Raw genomic sequence first — 17,660 nt, forward strand, 5'->3', positions numbered from 1 at the left:
TAACTTAAGGAGAAGACAGAATCAAAGCATTGGAAAACTGATATTTCCCTGCTTTGACAGTTAATTTGCCCTTTTTCCATGGCAAAGAAACGGGAGAGTTATCTCGACTTAAACTGTTATAAAGGGCGAAATTTTTTGACCAATCGTGCTTTTGACCGTTACGAATTAAAATCGGCAGTAGATTGATTTGATTATAGGTAAATTGTAAACTCTCTCCCTGACTGCCTTTAAATAAGAGGCTGCCTTGGTTAATTTGAGTTAAATTTACTTGACTTTTTTGCTTAAATATGCTCTTGAAATTCTCATAACTGCCCTGGGTTGCCGCTTCCCCCACTTCCAGGGCAAAACCCGCATAATCGTTACCTGTGGGTAAAGCTTGGTAGGTATTATCATCGGGATAAGGGGAATTAGGAATCTCGATAATTTCAGGATAAGAAAGATTTATTAATCTCAGGGCTAACCAAGTTTTTTCTAATTGAATAAACCAGATATTATCATCTTTTTCTACCTTGGCCGTTTTCGGTAATTGCCAGAAAAAAGCTTGATCTGCCGGTCGTAACCAGATTAAAAGATTGCGATATTGTCCGATTTCATCCCCGGGATTTTTGCCCGGTTTTACGCCATTTTTGCCGGTGTTAGCCACAAAAAAATCCACCCCTTTGTGTTGATTAAAGGCCATTAATTTAAACGGGGCCACATCGCCATCGGGGAAAGTTCCCGCCAGACTACCCATTTGATAACTAGCCCCGATAAATTGAGTTTCCCAATAACCCGGACTTTGATTATTGCCCGGTTTCCAGTTTTCATACAGGGGTTTACTGGCGAGAATTTCTACGGGTTTATTAAAGTTTTTTCGAGCTAATTCCATCACTGCTAAAGGAGGACGATAACGACTGGTAATTAGATAAAGAGAGTCTAATTCCGGGCGATTATTAGCGACGGGGGTATCACCAAAGTATAACCAAAAAGTGCGGGCAGAATCCGATCGCATTACCCCATTACTACCACCATAATCGCGTTTTACAGGGCCACCCCAACCACCGCGATAATATTTAACACTAGCGGCCATGGATAACCAATCTAAGGCCATTTTTGCCCATTGTTTAACTTCCGTATCTTGAGCAAAATCGTAGAGATTGAGATAGGGAGCAAAGGTATGACCGTGATAAACTTCTGAATCCCATTCTCCCATCCCGATGTTATATAAAGCTGAAACGTAACGCTTGATTTTACTTTTATAAATTTGACGAGTTGCTTCATTTCCTGTTTCTTCGGCCATCAGATAAACTGATGTTTCGCGCATCGCTCGCAGGTTATCAGTATTGCGACTATCTACCCATAAACCCCGTCTTTTCATACTCCAATCATTACCCGTTCCTTGGCCAGTGCCATGGATAGGGTGAGGCCGTTGTAAAGGGTCGGTTTCTGTCCAAATTTTCGCCGCATTATACATTCTCTGACGATAAACTGGATCGAGATACTTTCCGAGAAGAAAATATTTTCTAATTTGTCCTTTCAGGGTAAAAGAAAAATAATAATCTATATAATCAGTGTGGGCTTGTTCTTGTGTTTGTGGGTCATCCTGTTGCAGGAAATCTAGGGCTTTTTGCTGGTTTCCTGCCAAGAAATCAAACATGGCCAGATGATAGGATCTTTTCTCGTTTTCTCCCCACAAATTGCCATAACTTTCTGCCTGAGCAAAATGGTTAATAACTTCCTTGGCCCTTTGTTGAAATGCCGTCTCTAATTCCGGTGTCCAATCGTTAAGATATTGGGCTTGAACTTCGGCAACAGGGAAGGAAGCGATCGAGTTTTGAGAAACAGAATAGAGGGAATTAAAGCCAATAGTAAATAGGGCAATTATTCCCAATAAAATTAGATATTTAATTCTAGATCCAATCGTCATCTTCGGCAAATTCATCGATGTTTCCTTGATTTTCTGGTGACTGAGGTTGATTCTCTTTATTTAATTGTAAAGGTACTGGTTCGGGGGGGATAATTTCTGGTAATAATTCCTCGGGTTTTTGACCATCTATCTCCACCACGATCATTTCTGTGACGGGAAACCAAAGTAGGCGGCCTTGATCGTCACAAACCGTCACCGATCGAGATTTATCTGTATCCTCCGTTGCGAAGAAATCTCCTAACATTTTGGTGGGTAAAATATTCTTACTTTCACCGCCACTAACTCCTAGGAATATATATTCGTTACCTGTGGTCAAATGTTGAACAATAATCGCCATAGTTAAAATAATTCAGTCAATGAAATGTACTTATTGATAGTCAACTCTTGAATGATAGCTTTCAGCCCTAAGCTTTCCACTGATAACTGATAACTGATTACTGCTTAACTTGACTGCCGTGACTGCGGGGATCGGTTTGACTAGAACCCACAAGGACATTAAAATCAGAAGTCTGTCCCGTAGTGGTGGCATAGGGTAGGGTAGAATTAGTTAAAAGTGCCTCTAAATTAGCCGTTAAAATTGATTTTGGTTGTTCTCCGATCGCTTGGGCAATCGGTTGTCCTTGGTTATTTAAAAAGACAAAATGGGGAATACCATCCACACGATAACGGAGAATTTCCGGCAACCATTTATTATTATCAACGTTGAGCATAACAAAATTAATGGCATTACCGTATTGTTTTTTAATTTCGGCAATTTCAGGGGCCATCGCCTGACAACTGCTACACCAATTAGCATAAAATTCTGTCAGGGTGGGTTTACCATTGCTGAGGGCAAGATCGAAAGGTGTCGCTTTTTCCGCTTGCGCTTCCAAAGACACGGAACTAGCGGTGGTTTGAAACCCGAAGAAAATCGCTACACTAAGGATAACTGCCGTTACTGCCAGCAGCAGATTTCTGATTTTATTGGTGGGTGTGGTGGCTGTCATGGATAGTCTCTCAAAAATTATTCCTATCCTATCCTATCCTCATGAAAAAACGCATTACTCTCACTTTTCCCAAAAAAGCCGTCCATATGCCCGTTACCTATCGACTGGCGAAGGATTTTAACGTCGCCGCTAATATTATCCGCGCCCAAGTTGCCCCCAATCAAGTGGGAACATTAGTATTAGAATTATCGGGAGATATCGATGAGTTAGAAGCGGCGATCGAATGGTTACAATTACAAAATATTGGCGTTTCCCAAGTTAGTCGCGAAATCGTCATTGATGAAGAAAAATGCGTCGATTGTGGCTTATGTACGGGAGTTTGTCCCACGGAAGCTTTAACCCTTGATCCGGAAAGTTTTCGTCTTAAGTTTTTGCGTTCCCGTTGTGTGGTTTGTGAACAATGTATCCCCACTTGTCCCGTGGTGGCAATTTCCACAAACTTGTAAAGTAGCAGTTATTAAATTAATTTTTTTGCCCATTTAAATAATAGCCATCTCTGGAGATTTTAAGCCTTCCTTGATCTCCAACCCAGTTAATCGTCACAAATATCTCGCTCCTTTTCTGCCTAAAGACCCTTTCTCCGATATCATAGTTAAAAAGAGAGCCTTGACTCTGGCCACATCTGTGGGGATTACATACCATTAATCATGGTTTTTTTGCAAAAAATACAAAAAACTTGACATGACTTCTGCCGTTCCTCGCCTTTCCTATCCTGATAGTCCGATTGCTGATCTTCGCAGCCTCTATAACTTTATCCTCAACCCACAACTGTTAGCCGCAGAAAAGGGAAATCCGTCGATCATCAGTTTTTGTCAAAAAATTTCCCCCCTTGATCTCCTAGAAATTCTCTCTCGGATTGCCCCTAGCTATCCCACCCATTGTTATTGGGAAAATCCCGAACGAGAAACCGCTTTTCTCGGCTACGGCATCGCCTTTAATGCCACTTTCCACGGCAAACAACGTTTTTTAAAAGCTCAAAAATTTATTGAAAACTGTCAACAAAGAATTATCAAAATTGATAACTATAGCGAGATTACTCCCCGCATCTTTTGTAGTTTCACTTTTTTCGACTCGGAAACAGCTACCCCCTTTCCCTCAGCCACCCTAACCCTGCCTAAGTTTCAAATTATCAAAAAACAGTCGGAATATTTTTTCCTGACCAATCTCTTAATCACTGGCGAAAAAGAAATAGAAAACTCCCTCGAAGAAACTCTTAATAACCTCAAAATTATTCAAAATAACTCCAGCAATTGCCGACAAAATCCCCATCAGGATCCCTGTAGTTATTATATTCATCCTACCTATAATTTTCAAGCGGCTGTTGCCGATGCACTCCAATCTATCCAGGCTCAAAATTTTAGCAAAATTGTCCTTGCTCACGCTCTTGACGTGATTTCTCCCCGTCCTTTTCATCTGGTAAACTGTCTCGATAATTTGCGTCAGCGTCATCCCGATTGCTACACTTTTTCCCTCGGCAATGGACGGGGAGATCATTTTATCGGCGCTAGTCCCGAACGCTTGTTAACTGTCCATCAGGGGCAATTAATCACCGATGCTTTAGCGGGATCCGCTCCCCGGGGAGAAAATGCGATCGAAGATGCTCTCTTTGCCAATAAACTCCTCGCTAGTGAAAAAGAACAACGGGAACATCGGGCCGTTAGTGAGTTTATTAACCAAAAACTGCGACAAATTGGCTTAAATCCGCAAAATTCTCCTTCTAGATTGTTAAAACTCTCCAATATTCAACATCTCTGGACTCCTATCCATGCCAAACTAAAACCCTCCATCCATCCCCTCGAAATTGTTGCCCAACTACATCCCACTCCTGCTGTTGCTGGGGTTCCCACCGAGATCGCTTTAGCACAAATTCGTCATTATGAAACCTTCGATCGCTCTCTTTATGCCGCTCCTTTGGGTTGGATCGATTGTCAAAATAATAGTGAGTTTATTGTTGGTATTCGTTCGGCCTTAATTAAAGGCGATCGAGCGCGATTATACGCTGGTGCGGGTATTGTTGCCGGTTCCGATCCAGAAAAAGAACTAGCAGAAATTCAGCTTAAATTTCAAGCTCTCTTAAAAGCTTTAACTTAAACTATAGCTTTTCACCGAACCAATAACTTAAATAAGCCTAATTTACCCTTAAAAGGCGGATATTTTAAAGCGGGATTGAACCAAAGAGGTGTTTTCATAATCGCTTTTTGGTGACTAAAATTCTCAAAGGAAAAACGACCATGATAGCTACCAATACCGCTATTTCCCCGACCACCAAAGGGTAAACTAGGATTAGTAAAATGAAAACTATTGTTATTAATACAACCTCCCCCAAACTGGACTGATTCTAACCATTTCTTTTCGGTCTTTGCCTTGGTAGTAAACAGATAAAAAGCTAGAGGGTTAGGGTTTTTAGCAATAATTGCTATAGCTTCCTCAAAAGTGCTAAAGGCAATGATCGGTAAAATTGGACCGAATATTTCTCCTTGCATAATAGGATCATCGAGGGAAACATTAGTTAATAAAGTTGGTTGAATATATAAATTTTCTCGATCGGTTTTGCCGCCAAAAACAATCTCACCATCTTGGAGAAATTCAATCAAGCGATCAAATTGTTTCTCATTAATTATCTTACCATAATCAGCACTTAATCTGGCATCTTTACCGAAAAAATTAACAATAGTATTAGCTAATTCTCTGATAAAATTCTCCTGCTGGGATTGATGTACCAAAACATAATCAGCCGCGATACACATTTGACCACAATTAGAGAATTTTGTCACGGCAATGCGACGGGTTGCCACGGAAATATTAGCATCAGCTTCGATAACACAGGGACTTTTTCCCCCCAATTCTAGAGTAACGGGAATTAACTTTGCTGCCGCGAGTTGATAAATAATTTTTCCTACCCTGGTACTGCCAGTAAAAAATATATGATCAAAGGTAAAACTGTCTAACATATTCGGAATTACTTCCGCACCATCTCCCGAGACAATTAACACATATTCTTCTGGGAATATTTCTTCAATTATTTTAACTACTAATTTTTCCGTCGCTGAGGCAAATTCACTCGGTTTTAATACCGCACAGTTACCAGCAGCAATGGCCCCGACTAAAGGCGCTAATAACAATTGGAGGGGATAATTCCAAGCAGCAATAATTAAAACCACTCCTAAAGGTTCCCAAATAATCTGACTGGAGGAAGGGAAATTTAAAAGATTAGTTTTAACAGGTTTGGGTTGCATCCATGAGCGCAAATTTTTTAAAGCGGTATTAATTTCCCCCAAAAGGAAACCATTTTCAGTAATCCAACAATCTTCGGGACTTTTCTTTAAATCGCTATATAAAGCTTGATATATCTCTGCTTCATATTTAATGATTGCCTGTTTTAACTTCTCTAACTGCTGACGACGGAATTGATAGGAACGAGTGGCACCACTAACAAAATACTGACGCAATTTGGCTAATTTTTCTGAGTTTGACAGCATCGAAATAATTCCCAAGTTAATAATGAAATTCTACGGCATCCACTGGGGACGAATTCCAGCTAGAGGTAATTCAATTAAATCAGATTTACTTGCTTTCACTCCATCTTGTAGGGGAGGAATTAACATCCACAAACGACCACCGATAATTGTTTCTCCCGAATCGGTAGTCAAGGGATTAGTAGGATTAGTATCATAACTGGTGCGAAGTTGATCAAAAATAATTGCTAAACTATCGGGAGATAAACTAATGTGAATATCACGATAATCGGCTAATTCCAGTAGGGGAGTCACTTGACCGGTCTTCACATCTATTTTAGCAAAATAGGGTTTTTCTTTGTACTCTTGACTGTTAGTAACTAACTCGGTTAACAAACAATACAAATCGCTACCAGTGGCATTAAATTGACAATCTATAATCGAACCTTGTAGATTGAGTAAGCGTTTTTGTAATCCTTGATTATTGACATAAAAAAGCGATCGAATATAACGCATTTTGGCATTATCAGTATTAAAATTCACCATTGCTGCGGCCGTACCATCGGCAGAAAAATTCAAAATTCGCCCAAATTTTGGTAAAAAATCCAGGGGTTTTGTTTCGGGTTTTAAGGGCAAAAGCGCAATTCCTTCCCCCTGGGTGACAGCCAAAGTTTTACTATCAGGTGCGATCAAAAATTCGCCACCTTGAATGTTTAATTGTTGGGGTTTTTCCCCCGATTTAACTGCCCATAAATCGAAGTTAATCGGATTGCGGCGCTCAATTCTCTGCACGACAATAGTTTCCCCATCTTTAGCTAAATCAAAATGATTATTTTGATAATCTTTATTGTCTAGCACTAACTCAATTTTTGCAGGGGATTGACTGCTATCAACTTGATAAAGCTGCAGTTCACGAATTCCCTCTATCCCCCGATTTTTCGCCACGGCCGAAAAGAGGATTTTTTTACCATCAGGGTAGAATTCAAAAGCCATAACGGTCAAATTTGCGGGGGTTAAGAGGGTTTTCTTCTCCTCGGTCAAGTTATAAAAAATTAATCTTCCCTGTTCTTCCCCATTAGTGCCAATATAGGCAAAAGCACGATCGCGACTTTTAAATTCTCTTTCAAAAATTGCCAGGGTTTGTCCTAATCGATTACCGCTGCGAAATTGTTCCCGCGCACCCTCAATTTGCAGATGATATTTTTCTCCGTAGGGAATGGGAGAAGTGAGGGTATAAGCTAATCGTCTTCCGGCCCAACTAAACTTCCCCGGCAGCGGAGGATCGATCACTAGATTTTTTTCTACACTAGCATGATCCATGGGGCGATCAAAAGTGATAATAAATGCTTGATCTTCCGCGCCAATTTCTCGATTTTCCCAGCTAAATTCCTTGACCCTTGGACCAGTTTGTAAAAGACATTGATTACCACAGCTATTACCTAACCAAATTAAGCCACCAATTACTAAGGTTAGGGATACAATTAATGTTATCGCTAATTTATCAATCGGTTGTAGTTGTAAGGTTTTCAGCATTATAGTAGATAGTTAAGAACAACAACTGATAACTGATAACTGTTAATATCCGTAGGGATCCACAGGAGTGGGTATAGGTTTCACGGATTTAGCCTTAATTACTAATTGTCTTCTGGTGGTTGATTTTCCCACCTCTACGGGTAAGGATTCCGTGGTCATTTCTCCGGTGATTTCTAACCAAGTATCATTGGGATATTGACTGCGACTTCCTGATAGTTTCACAGGCAAACCCACGGGATAAGCATCCACGGCACAACAGGTAAGAATAAAGCGACTAATTAATAAATAATTATCGGGCAATTGGGGCAATTGTACCACAAAACCTGTGACTTTTACCGGTTGTCCCGTGTAGGCATCAGGTTCGGGGTAAGCATTCAAAGTTCTTACCCATTCAATTAAACTTTTTTCCTCCGGTTTAACGGTAGTGCCAAAGGATTGAGTTTGCAAGCGAGTTAGGGGTAAAGACTCACTAATTCCCCTCTGTAATGCGATTTGACTGCTGAGGGGCTGCGGGGCGATAAATAGTCCTAAAATGGCAGTGATTACTAATAAACTTGAGCCAAAATGTTGGGGAAGAATGGTAATATGTGATCGCTGATCGTTACTATCTAAATTAGTCTTTTTTTGCCACTGCTTTAATAATGTCCAAAGCTTGACTATTCCCAGGACAAATAAAGCAATACTGGTGAAGATAACCAGAATAAAATAATTAGGATGGATCAGTAAATTTAACTGTCCAGTTATCCAGTATTTAAATAGTAATGAACCCCAACCGATTAGGGCAATAATATCGATAAATTGGGTGGCGATTATTTTTAGACGTGATGAATTCATGGGCAAAAATATCCAGGGACTGAACTAAAATAAATAACTGTGAGCCAAGGTGAGTAAAAAAGTCATTTGCGCTGCTAAAGCAAAGAGATAAATTAACATTCTCGGTTTAAAAATAGACAACATTAAACCAATACCTTTCAGGTCAATCATTGGACCGAACACTAGAAAAGCCAGCAGGGAACTACTGGTAAAACTAGAGGCAAAGGAGAGAGCAAAAAAAGAATCAACCGTGGAACAAATCGAAACAATGACAGCTAACAGCATCATGGCCAAGATCGAAGTAATCGGATCCTGACCCAAATTAAGCACAAATTCCCGGGGAACAAACACCTGTAAACCGGCCGCTATAGCACTTCCTAAGATTAACACTCCTCCTAATTCGCGTAATTCCATCACCACGTTTTCCAGAAAAGTTAACCAGCGCCTTTTCATCGGGATTGCTTGCACTGCCGGTAGGACAGCAGTAGCGGCAAAACTTTCGTCTAAGCGCAAAGTTTGCCCAGAATTACCGATCAGAAAAGAACCGGATTGTAGTAGTAGTGGGATAGATTCTTTTTCCGGTGTTTCCGGTTGCCAATTGAGACTTTTTGCCAAAGAGGTTTGGAGGAGTGGTCGGGGATCTTTTTGGATACTAAAGATAATGCCGATAACCGTAGCGATGAACAAGGAAAAGATAACTCGATAGAAAACAATTTCCGGTTGATCGCGAAAAGCTACCCAAGTAGACCAGATAACAATCGGGTTAATTGTTGGCGCTGCTAAGAGAAAACTAACCGCTACTGCATTCGGCATTCCTTGCACAAGTAAACGTCGCGCCACGGGTACATTGCCACACTCGCACACGGGGAACAAAAACCCAATACATCCTCCCACAAATGCTCCTAAAATAGCATTGCGAGGCATCAACGCAACTAGGCGACGTTCATCGACAAATATTAAAAGAATACTAGAGAGAATCACCCCTAGCAGCAAGAAAGGCATCGCTTCCACCAACAGGCTCAGGAATAGGGTAAAGGCATTTTGTAGTTGACTCATCTATCCTCGCCTTGGGAATTGGGGGTTTAGGGGTAAAGACTTAGGAACCCTAGAAAAAGGTTCATCAGTCCGCTCCCCGGCTTTTTAACATTTTTTTAATATATCTGATCGAGTGACCAATTATCAGTTATCAGTGACCAGTTATCAGGGGACAGGAGACGGGAGCCAGTATTCAGGAGTCGGGAGATTATTTTTATTTATTCTCCCTTCTCCCCACTCCCCCCACTCTGACAGGTGTAGGTATTTTACAACTAAGAGGAAGGGGAGTAGTAAAAAGCATCAACGGGGGTGGGAGGGAAAGAACTCCAACGGTGAAGGTGAATCGACAAACCTTTTAGTAAATCAGCAATTAGGGTAATAGAAATCATCGAAGCTAACAATGATGCAACTCTCGAAGAATTATCGGACTTACTGTATGAAAAGACACAGGTGAAAGTCAGTAGAGCCAAATAAGCACTTCAGGATTCCATAAGCAAAAATTATCACACAAAGTCGAGAAGAGCCCCAATAAGCAATGCAATCCTTGCTATCAAAGTAATTTCAGTTCCGGGCTGATTCGGAGCATCTTTCAATTTGACAACGCCCTAATTCTTCCCACCGTAGAGCATAGCCATTTACTTCAACCTTAACCGCCGCCAATTGCTCATTCGTTGCTTGTTTCAAAATACGGAAGCGATCGCCAGGAACCCCGATAATACGTCCATCACTGAGTTCAACGTATATCATGCGCTCTTCTGCCCAGGCTCGAATGGCAGCAGGCTCAATGGTCATCATGGGATTAACGGTTGTGGAAATCACGATAAGCACTCCTTATTCTAATTATAGTTATTTCAAATAAGAACGAGACACTAGGCGACACAATAAGTACGAATAATTTCATCAAGGGGTGTCCCCACAGGAGCATACATTCTTGCCCTCTTTAATGCAATAAAATCATGTTCGATATCATTTAAATCAGGAGAGTATTTTGGCAAAAACACTACCTGATCACCTGCTTCCTCTACCAGGCGTTCGGCGAACTCAGCCGAGCCGTTGTTTAATGACTGTCTTCCGATGAATTGGTGCATTATCCATAATTAATACTGATGTTCTGGGCGCGAGAGGGCAATAAATATAAAGATAACCACCCTTCAAAACCTTCGGCATTCAGGCTTATCGTAAATACCATCGGTGCAATAAAGTCTTTTTTTCCCTTTCTTCTCCCAGCGACAAGGTTCTCTCTTTTTCCTCGTTTTCCTTGTCTATCTCCCAATACTTTCTTCCCTTTTTGTGCATCGGGCATAAAAGCAGGCTTGAAATTCTTCAAATCCTGACTCATCAATAAACACAAGGCTTTCACTTCCATATATTTTAATCAATTCTCTCAGCACTCTGTAGTATTTCATTCTTTCTTCTCGGTTTCTTTCTCTATAACGAAGTTCCTTCTTTTTTCTGGTAACTTTCATTTTTTTTAAGGCATAGCAAATGGCACTTGGTCTCACTCCAAACTTCTCGGCTCTGTCTCTTAATCTTGCCTCGGGATTTTCTTGGACATCTTTTGACAGTGCTTTCCAGTCCAGCTTTCTCTGACGGTGTTTTACCTTTGTTGCTTCCAGTTTTTCCCTACTTAGCCATCTATATATTGTGGCTCTTCCTATATTAAATATAGCGGCGGCTTTGGTTATGCTTCCTCCATACATAATCAATTACTTTTTTTCTCAAGTCTAGGCTATAGGACATTTTTCTGTATGGGTTGCTTGTTTCTCCTTATTTTACCCTATTTTTTACTTGTATCATAGTTACTAATTCTGTACGCAAATATTGCATCTAGAATTAGCTTTGTACGCTTTGACCCGTACTGGGTTAACTACGAACCTCTCTATCGGATTCCCGCTAAAGGCGGCCTCTCCGACTACCTTTCTTCCAATATTTAAGGAACCATTAATATCTGCTCCATAGAAATAACCCGACGAGCTTCTGAATAGTCCTCTTTTAATTCTCTTGCCTAAATAGCTTTTTTGCTTTTGAATAGACTCTAAGTCCAAGAAACTACATTTAGAGGTATAGCTTTCATTAGTTGTTTTGACCTCTATTCCTACTAAATTTGCTTTATAGGTAAGTTGTTCGATAAACCTTGAATGAGGAATATTTACGAATGACTGGTTATTTCTATCTCCAATATTAATGTTTTGTTTCCAGCCTTGATTATGACCAATAACTAAAAGGTTAATTTGATGAGCTAGTAATTTATCAATAATATATTTACTAGCGGTGTGGAGGTAATAATCCACCTGGCAATTACGCTTTAAAGTTAAACCTTGTATTCTTTTACTGGTCTTCTGGAGACTGGGTAATTCCGATTTGAGTTTAGCTAGTGTCTTGTTGTACTTTTGATTGCAGGATTTTAAGGCTTTTCCACATACTAAAGTTGGCTGAAATTCGGGAATATTAGAGGTAACAGCAGCTAGGTTATTTAAGCCTAAATCGATAAAAGCATATCTTTCTCCCTCTTGACTTGATGAGGATGGTTGTTCATAGACAATCTCTAAACAATAAGCACCCAATTTAGGAATAATCCTGACCTCTAAGACTTCCTTTAAATTAGTTTTAAATTCTAAATTAGTCCCTGATAGCTTGATTAAACCTTGCTTCAACGCTTTTTTAGAAATGGCTTGATAGTTATAAGTTAAAACGTTTCTACCTTTTTCCTTGTCTTTGTATCTTGGCAACTTAGGCTCTCCTGTAAATTTATCTGGCGATTTTTTGTATTGTTCTTTCGCTTTTTGGTAGGATTTAAAGGTTTTTTCTACTTGCTTTAATACTAACTGACTTACTTTGGCGGGTAAGGCTTGATAATCTGGACTCATTTTTAAGGCATGATGTAACTCAGTCATTGTTAAAAATGGTTGATGTGAAAAGAAAACTTGACGGTTTAAATAAACAGCACAATTATACAGATTCTTCGATAAAAATCCTAATTTATCAATTACTGAATAATTTTTGTGATTAAATTTAATTAGATGTTTTTGAACTAATTTCATCATTCTCCTCAAGGCATTTAATTAAACATTCTGTCTTTCTATTTCGTCGTCTTAATGAGTATAATCGAGCGCAAAATGAGGTAATTATGCTCACGAAGTCTTGCCTTAAATCGTCTTTTCTTTCTTCTGCTAGATTAACGACCTCTATATCTCTATTTGTTTGAGTTAAAAGAACTTTCAGATAATTAAACCCTACTCTGCTTAAACGATCTTTATGTTCTACGACAATCAAATTATAATCAGTTTGTTCTAGAAGTTTTAATAATAGCTTTCGATGATCATTGACTCCACTTCCTACTTCTTTAACTACTCGAACAATTTGATAGCCTTTCGCAATACAATAAGCTTCCAATCTTTTTGCCTGAGTCTCTAAGTTAGATTGATTTTCTGAACTAGAAACTCGCGCATAAATAGCTACTTTATTTTCACCGCAAGAACGGTCATCTTCAAAAATAATAATTGTTCCTGTAGGAAGACGTTCTCCTTGTAACTGCCCTCGATTCCACATTCTCCAAGCAGTGTCATAACTGCTCCCTTTTTTCTTAGCATAATCTGATAGTTTTATATGAACTGCAATGTAAACTTGTACTAACCACATTAGCAGTTGTTTGCAGTTATTTGCATATATTTTTTATAAAACTTTACAATACTTATTTTAAATGACTATACCGTTGGCATTCAGTCAAATTCGTAATCATTGAGAGTAGCTAGTTCTTTATTCTAGTCGGAAATTGTGGCGATCATTGTCGCACCCCAATCAGACCGATAAAGACCTTCAGCAATAAACCGATAGATACTGAAAAACAGCCAATCCTGCTGTTTTAAACACAACCCATACCGCATAGGATTATTATGAATATAATTGAAAGTTGTAACAGTCGTTCAGTTATGGAATACCGATGGGATGAAGCAAAACGACTTACTAATCTTCGTAAACACGGTATAGATTTTGCCGATGTTCCCGCCGTTTTCGATGGGGACATTATAACGGTTGAAGATGATCGTCTCGATTATGGAGAGCAGCGTTTTGTGACATTGGGTTTACTAAAAGGGCGAATTATTGCCGTTGTCCATACTGAACGTGAGGATTACACTCGTATTATTTCTGCAAGAAAGGCAACGAAATAGCTCTTCTCGACTTTGTGTGATAATTTTTGCTTATGGAATCCTGAAGTGCTTATTGGGCAAGACTTTTAGGACTATTTTGCGGATATTCTATCAGTATAGACCTCGTTTCCACACAGAAACCAGAAGAGCCTGCATTGCATCTTTCCTATTCTGATCTGACAACGTCAGAATTAGATGAGGATATTACCGTTCCTGGGATTATCGCTGGTCATTTTCAGTTACCACCTTGCTAATGTGTTTTGATAGTTCAAGCAATTGTAGGATGGGTTTGCGTAGGCGATCGCGGTTTTAAAGTTTAATTAACAAGAAGACAGCGATCGCACTGGATAAAAGGGTTTCTAATGCGATCGCCAAAGGTTTAAGGATGCCAGGGATTGATGTTACAATGTCTCCAGAGGAAGGACTGATTGGGGTACGATAAAGCTCGCCACAATTCCCGACAGTATTGGCAATGAATGATGTAGGATATGTTAGCGTAGCGTATCGCAATATTGATTAAAGTCTTTTAAAGAAGGTAAAAGCTGCATGGGATGCACCCTACGCAATCGGTGATCGCACCCCAAAGATTGGCAGTTCCTTAGTATTTATAGGCTTATTACCCAGAGTGATTATCATCCCATAATCGAACAAAAATCCCAAACAAAAAAACAATAACGGCCGATCCCAAAAAATATATCAAGAAATTAGAAACATCTAGATTAGTAGATCGAGTAAACTCATTCTTAATTGAATCAGGTAATTGCCAAGAGATAAACAAGCCTAATATCCAAGAAATAAACAATCCAGCTAAAAGCCATATCAAATAACGAATATATGTATATAACTTTGCCACACTTTCGTTAGGCCATCCCCAAAAATTTTTTTCTGGGGGTTGTTTAAAGTTATCTCCTTCTAGCAACCAATATGCTACCTGCTTGACCAAGGGATTTTTTCGATTAGAATTATAAGTCAAATATTCAATATGACTCAATAAATGAATTAATTCAGCTTTATAAGCTATTTCGATTGGCTTTTTCCCACCGTAGTTTACTAAATCAAAATACTTAGTTTTACCTGCTACAGGATCAGTTGGATCGTAAATATTAATCCACTCAAAGTCAGCAGAAAAAATCGAGTTATCTTTATTGATAGGAACGATAGCTGGCCAAACTACTCCAAACTTACTTAAAGGAGATCCATAGGTCATAAACCCTTTGAGATTTTCAAATAAATACTTACGAGAAATAATATCATCCAAATCTAGCCAAGCCGGGCGACTTGGAAACATATTGTCAGCTTGTTTTTGTGTAAGAAAATTTGTACCTTTTGTTGCAATGCCAGACTTTTTGCATCTTTCCCATAGATTTTCGTTGAGATAATTTGGTAAAACTGCATCGGGTTCCATCAAACCATTGAAAGCAACAACGGTTCCCAAGCTATGAGACAAAACATACCATCTATCGTAATTGGCTAGTCTCATTTTTACTAGCCCTTTGATCATGCGTCTGCGAACCGAAATCCGTAGTGGTTGACCAATATCTATTAAATATCCTGCTCCGTCTGGTTCCCGTTTTTGTTCCTGATAATTCTTAATATCACCCAGATACTGAACTAAAACATCAGGACGAAGATCAAATGCCAAAATTTTGCGAAGAACAAAGCTTAACAAAGAGAGCAAGGGCTGAATCAAAAGCACAACCCAAGAAACTACAAAAAAGCTATAACGACCAAATAATGGTATATTCGGTGTTTTATCTGTTGAAACAGTTGTTGGCAAGTGTACTTGATTGAGAGTGCCGAAGTCGTCCTCAAAAAATCCCTGTTCTTTTTGTTTGTTTTTGTTCTTTTTTCCTAAATATTGTTCTCTCGACCACAACGACAGCCCCCATCTCCAAAAAGAGAGTTGGGAAAAGAGACTATCCGCTTTACCGAGATCAGCCCACCAAGCTTCACTGAAGATTAATTCTGTTACTTTAATGACTTTATTTTGATCATTAGGATCATGCTTTGTAACTTCAATAACAAGGGGTTCTTTGTCATTAGCTAACCAAGTTTGCTGACTAGCTCTATATTCTGCATCGTCACTGTCATTGATAATCACCCGCACTTTGAGACATGGATCTGAAAGTAAGGCAGCAGCAATATTACTAGCAATTGCCTCTATATTTTCAAATTTCTTCGTTTCACCAATACCGTGAACGAGTAAAATGCCAACTTTAGTAATCATGATTTATCCTACCTACTGTGTTACAGGTCATTAATGTGCCATATTAATCTTTACCCAGTTCTCAAAATGCTTATTTTGACTGGGCAGAACTATTAAGATAATTTAGTTTGTGAACAATGTACTGTTTAAATACAGCTTTCTGTGTCTTAGGGGAACGAATCACAACCCAGCTTTGATCGACAGACGCAACAATCCTTTGACTATGAGCAGCTGGTGGCTTCCATCGACTAGCTTCCCAATGGACTACTGCCTTGATATCTGCTTGTTTATCGTTAGCTGTAAGTTCAATTTTTTCGGCAGCATGAACTTCATCAAAAAACTCGTTGAGAGTTCCTTCATACCAGGGTTTAAACTGCTCCCAACTGGTTAATTTAATGCCAGGAAATTGGAGGATTAGATCGGGTTCACCAAAGGCAAATAAATCTATGTATTCTTCTACCAGGGCATGAGCATCAAGTTTTGCATAAAACTCGTTCACAAGCTGTCTAATTTCCGATTCTGTCAAGGGTACTAAGTTACTCATCGTTTGTTGATTTTTAGCGAAAGAATAGGAAGTAATTTTGATTCATTAAAATTCAGAATTGAACTAAGGGACTTGCGCTTTGATAATGTACCATCTGGCTGGTCTGGTTCTTCTACAGAGCGATTTTCTGGCTGGGATATTATTCCTACGCAAGTCCCTAAGAGCAAAAAACGATCATTGTTGATCTATTGGTCGGACTAAAATTTCATTGACGTTGACGCGCGGTGGTTGAGTGACCGCATAAACAATGGCTGCTGCAATGTCCTTATTTGCAAGCGGTGTTTTTGATTGCATCCACGCCTCGGCCCATGCCTTCGCTTCAGGATATGTCATCCGAGTATCCAGTTCAGTCGCTACTGCACCCAGTTCGGTCAGGATAACGCGAATTTTATGACTGAGGAAGCACATGGTCATGATATTTCTCTCCATCTCTTTTTTTCAGGAAATCCAGTAGCTCAGACGGACGCAATGCCGCGAATTTTTGTAAAAGAGCAAGGGCTGCTTGTCTCTCCTCTAGTTTTTCGCTTCGCAGGACGAATTCAAGAACATTGGTAACTTCTGTGCCCTTATCAATCTTCCTCGCACTAACAGTGACCTGGTAGAGGGTAAATAGCTCAGTCGCTTGTGGTATATCTAATTTCCACACATGATTTACCCGATCATTCATTACTAAACGATCATAAACTCTCATCCCCTCAAAGTTAAAACTAACAATAGCACCTGGGCTGTTGTCAGGCTTTCCAAAGCCTATTTCTTTTCGTACGTCTGTACGCCCACTTAATGAACTAAGAAAAGCGTAAAAATCGTCGTACATTGACCAGAAATAGTCAATATCAAGGGGGACAACTCTCACTTCTGTAAAAGAGATCCATTGTCCATATCCCATATTTATCTTATTGGTACCAGGCATCATTTTCTCCTTGATTATTGAAGATCAGGTATAATTTAATCGTTCCAACCCGAAAATAGTTACTGTGTTTGCTCGCTTTTTGCATCGGCAACATTTGTCAATAGGGAGGATCGGAACAGTCATT

The 17,660-nt window shown here is 39.5% G+C and carries 17 protein-coding genes and 2 pseudogenes; 4 read left to right on the top strand and 15 right to left on the bottom strand.

Translation table 11 applies throughout. The annotated features are described in order from the left end of the window. Positions 1-4 precede the first annotated feature (4 nt). From myaer_RS18070 to myaer_RS18080, 3 genes are all read right to left on the bottom strand, one after another. The gene (locus tag myaer_RS18070; protein WP_046663091.1) at positions 5-1,921 is read right to left on the bottom strand and encodes a hypothetical protein; all 1,917 of its coding nucleotides are present in this window, start codon (positions 1,919-1,921) and stop codon (positions 5-7) included. Then, a complete protein-coding gene (locus tag myaer_RS18075) occupies positions 1,890-2,243 on the bottom strand; it encodes a hypothetical protein (RefSeq protein ID WP_046663092.1) in 354 nt (117 codons plus the stop codon). Before myaer_RS18075 ends, myaer_RS18070 begins: the two co-directional genes overlap by 32 nt. A 97-nt stretch (positions 2,244-2,340) precedes the next feature. After that, positions 2,341-2,892, bottom strand: coding sequence for a thioredoxin family protein (locus tag myaer_RS18080; RefSeq protein ID WP_046663093.1), 552 nt, complete (start codon positions 2,890-2,892; stop codon positions 2,341-2,343). Positions 2,893-2,933: 41 nt separating this feature from the next. Between myaer_RS18080 and myaer_RS18085 the strand changes: the two genes are divergently transcribed. Continuing rightward, positions 2,934-3,338 (top strand): NIL domain-containing protein, encoded by a 405-nt coding sequence (locus myaer_RS18085; protein ID WP_046663094.1) that lies wholly within the window; start codon positions 2,934-2,936, stop codon positions 3,336-3,338. Between the two features lie 235 nt (positions 3,339-3,573). Further along, complete coding sequence (locus myaer_RS18090) at positions 3,574-4,983, top strand: isochorismate synthase (protein WP_046663095.1); 1,410 nt, start codon at positions 3,574-3,576, stop codon at positions 4,981-4,983. 11 nt (positions 4,984-4,994) lie between these two features. Here myaer_RS18090 and myaer_RS18095 read toward each other — a convergent pair whose 3' ends face one another. From myaer_RS18095 to myaer_RS18110, 4 genes are read right to left on the bottom strand one after another with little or no spacing between them, the layout of a single operon-like run. Beyond that, the gene (locus myaer_RS18095) at positions 4,995-6,371 is read right to left on the bottom strand and encodes an aldehyde dehydrogenase (RefSeq protein ID WP_046663096.1); all 1,377 of its coding nucleotides are present in this window, start codon (positions 6,369-6,371) and stop codon (positions 4,995-4,997) included. A 30-nt stretch (positions 6,372-6,401) separates the two neighbouring features. Beyond that, a complete protein-coding gene (locus myaer_RS18100; protein WP_046663097.1) occupies positions 6,402-7,880 on the bottom strand; it encodes a hypothetical protein in 1,479 nt (492 codons plus the stop codon). Between the two features lie 42 nt (positions 7,881-7,922). Next, complete coding sequence (locus myaer_RS18105; protein ID WP_046663098.1) at positions 7,923-8,714, bottom strand: TIGR03943 family putative permease subunit; 792 nt, start codon at positions 8,712-8,714, stop codon at positions 7,923-7,925. A gap of 24 nt (positions 8,715-8,738) precedes the next feature. After that, positions 8,739-9,749 carry a permease gene (locus myaer_RS18110; protein WP_046663099.1) on the bottom strand — a complete coding sequence of 337 codons (1,011 nt, stop codon included), beginning with the start codon at positions 9,747-9,749 and terminating at the stop codon, positions 8,739-8,741. A gap of 348 nt (positions 9,750-10,097) precedes the next feature. Between myaer_RS18110 and myaer_RS18120 the strand changes: the two are divergent. After that, positions 10,098-10,196 (top strand): annotated as a pseudogene (locus myaer_RS18120) (IS630 family transposase); the annotation flags it as partial. A 93-nt stretch (positions 10,197-10,289) separates the two neighbouring features. Here myaer_RS18120 and myaer_RS18125 read toward each other — a convergent pair. From myaer_RS18125 to myaer_RS18140, 4 genes and pseudogenes are all read right to left on the bottom strand, one after another. Continuing rightward, on the bottom strand, positions 10,290-10,523 hold the full coding sequence (locus myaer_RS18125; protein ID WP_103672745.1) for a DUF2442 domain-containing protein: 234 nt from the start codon (positions 10,521-10,523) through the stop codon (positions 10,290-10,292). A gap of 74 nt (positions 10,524-10,597) precedes the next feature. Next, positions 10,598-11,468, bottom strand: a pseudogene (locus myaer_RS18130) (IS630 transposase-related protein). 62 nt (positions 11,469-11,530) lie between these two features. Further along, positions 11,531-12,769, bottom strand: a complete 1,239-nt coding sequence (locus myaer_RS18135) for an RNA-guided endonuclease InsQ/TnpB family protein (RefSeq protein ID WP_046661938.1) — start codon at positions 12,767-12,769, stop codon at positions 11,531-11,533. Next, the gene (locus tag myaer_RS18140) at positions 12,741-13,367 is read right to left on the bottom strand and encodes an IS607 family transposase (RefSeq protein WP_235614769.1); all 627 of its coding nucleotides are present in this window, start codon (positions 13,365-13,367) and stop codon (positions 12,741-12,743) included. The genes myaer_RS18135 and myaer_RS18140 overlap by 29 nt, the downstream gene beginning before the upstream one ends. A 290-nt stretch (positions 13,368-13,657) precedes the next feature. Here myaer_RS18140 and myaer_RS18145 point away from each other — a divergent pair, with 290 nt between their 5' ends. Next, positions 13,658-13,897 (top strand): BrnT family toxin, encoded by a 240-nt coding sequence (locus tag myaer_RS18145; protein ID WP_046663839.1) that lies wholly within the window; start codon positions 13,658-13,660, stop codon positions 13,895-13,897. A gap of 595 nt (positions 13,898-14,492) precedes the next feature. On the opposite strand, the gene myaer_RS18150 is transcribed toward myaer_RS18145, so the two are convergent. From myaer_RS18150 to myaer_RS18165, 4 genes are all read right to left on the bottom strand, one after another. Next, complete coding sequence (locus myaer_RS18150; protein WP_046663100.1) at positions 14,493-16,103, bottom strand: hypothetical protein; 1,611 nt, start codon at positions 16,101-16,103, stop codon at positions 14,493-14,495. A 70-nt stretch (positions 16,104-16,173) separates the two neighbouring features. Then, a complete protein-coding gene (locus myaer_RS18155; protein WP_201262003.1) occupies positions 16,174-16,608 on the bottom strand; it encodes a hypothetical protein in 435 nt (144 codons plus the stop codon). Positions 16,609-16,800: 192 nt separating this feature from the next. Beyond that, positions 16,801-17,040 (bottom strand): hypothetical protein, encoded by a 240-nt coding sequence (locus myaer_RS18160; RefSeq protein WP_201262004.1) that lies wholly within the window; start codon positions 17,038-17,040, stop codon positions 16,801-16,803. Continuing rightward, positions 17,015-17,539, bottom strand: a complete 525-nt coding sequence (locus tag myaer_RS18165) for a hypothetical protein (RefSeq protein WP_149039039.1) — start codon at positions 17,537-17,539, stop codon at positions 17,015-17,017. The genes myaer_RS18160 and myaer_RS18165 overlap by 26 nt, the downstream gene beginning before the upstream one ends. Positions 17,540-17,660 lie beyond the last annotated feature (121 nt).

This window comes from Microcystis aeruginosa NIES-2549 (genome assembly GCF_000981785.2).
Taxonomy (GTDB): domain Bacteria; phylum Cyanobacteriota; class Cyanobacteriia; order Cyanobacteriales; family Microcystaceae; genus Microcystis; species Microcystis aeruginosa_C.

Coding starts and splice junctions, on each gene's coding strand:
- myaer_RS18070 (WP_046663091.1), bottom strand. CDS start 1,921: ATGAATTTGCCGAAGATGACGATTGGATCTAGAATTAAATATCTAATT.
- myaer_RS18075 (WP_046663092.1), bottom strand. CDS start 2,243: ATGGCGATTATTGTTCAACATTTGACCACAGGTAACGAATATATATTC.
- myaer_RS18080 (WP_046663093.1), bottom strand. CDS start 2,892: ATGACAGCCACCACACCCACCAATAAAATCAGAAATCTGCTGCTGGCA.
- myaer_RS18085 (WP_046663094.1), top strand. CDS start 2,934: ATGAAAAAACGCATTACTCTCACTTTTCCCAAAAAAGCCGTCCATATG.
- myaer_RS18090 (WP_046663095.1), top strand. CDS start 3,574: ATGACTTCTGCCGTTCCTCGCCTTTCCTATCCTGATAGTCCGATTGCT.
- myaer_RS18095 (WP_046663096.1), bottom strand. CDS start 6,371: ATGCTGTCAAACTCAGAAAAATTAGCCAAATTGCGTCAGTATTTTGTT.
- myaer_RS18100 (WP_046663097.1), bottom strand. CDS start 7,880: ATGCTGAAAACCTTACAACTACAACCGATTGATAAATTAGCGATAACA.
- myaer_RS18105 (WP_046663098.1), bottom strand. CDS start 8,714: ATGAATTCATCACGTCTAAAAATAATCGCCACCCAATTTATCGATATT.
- myaer_RS18110 (WP_046663099.1), bottom strand. CDS start 9,749: ATGAGTCAACTACAAAATGCCTTTACCCTATTCCTGAGCCTGTTGGTG.
- myaer_RS18125 (WP_103672745.1), bottom strand. CDS start 10,523: ATGATGACCATTGAGCCTGCTGCCATTCGAGCCTGGGCAGAAGAGCGC.
- myaer_RS18135 (WP_046661938.1), bottom strand. CDS start 12,769: ATGAAATTAGTTCAAAAACATCTAATTAAATTTAATCACAAAAATTAT.
- myaer_RS18140 (WP_235614769.1), bottom strand. CDS start 13,367: ATGTGGTTAGTACAAGTTTACATTGCAGTTCATATAAAACTATCAGAT.
- myaer_RS18145 (WP_046663839.1), top strand. CDS start 13,658: ATGGAATACCGATGGGATGAAGCAAAACGACTTACTAATCTTCGTAAA.
- myaer_RS18150 (WP_046663100.1), bottom strand. CDS start 16,103: ATGATTACTAAAGTTGGCATTTTACTCGTTCACGGTATTGGTGAAACG.
- myaer_RS18160 (WP_201262004.1), bottom strand. CDS start 17,040: ATGACCATGTGCTTCCTCAGTCATAAAATTCGCGTTATCCTGACCGAA.
- myaer_RS18165 (WP_149039039.1), bottom strand. CDS start 17,539: ATGATGCCTGGTACCAATAAGATAAATATGGGATATGGACAATGGATC.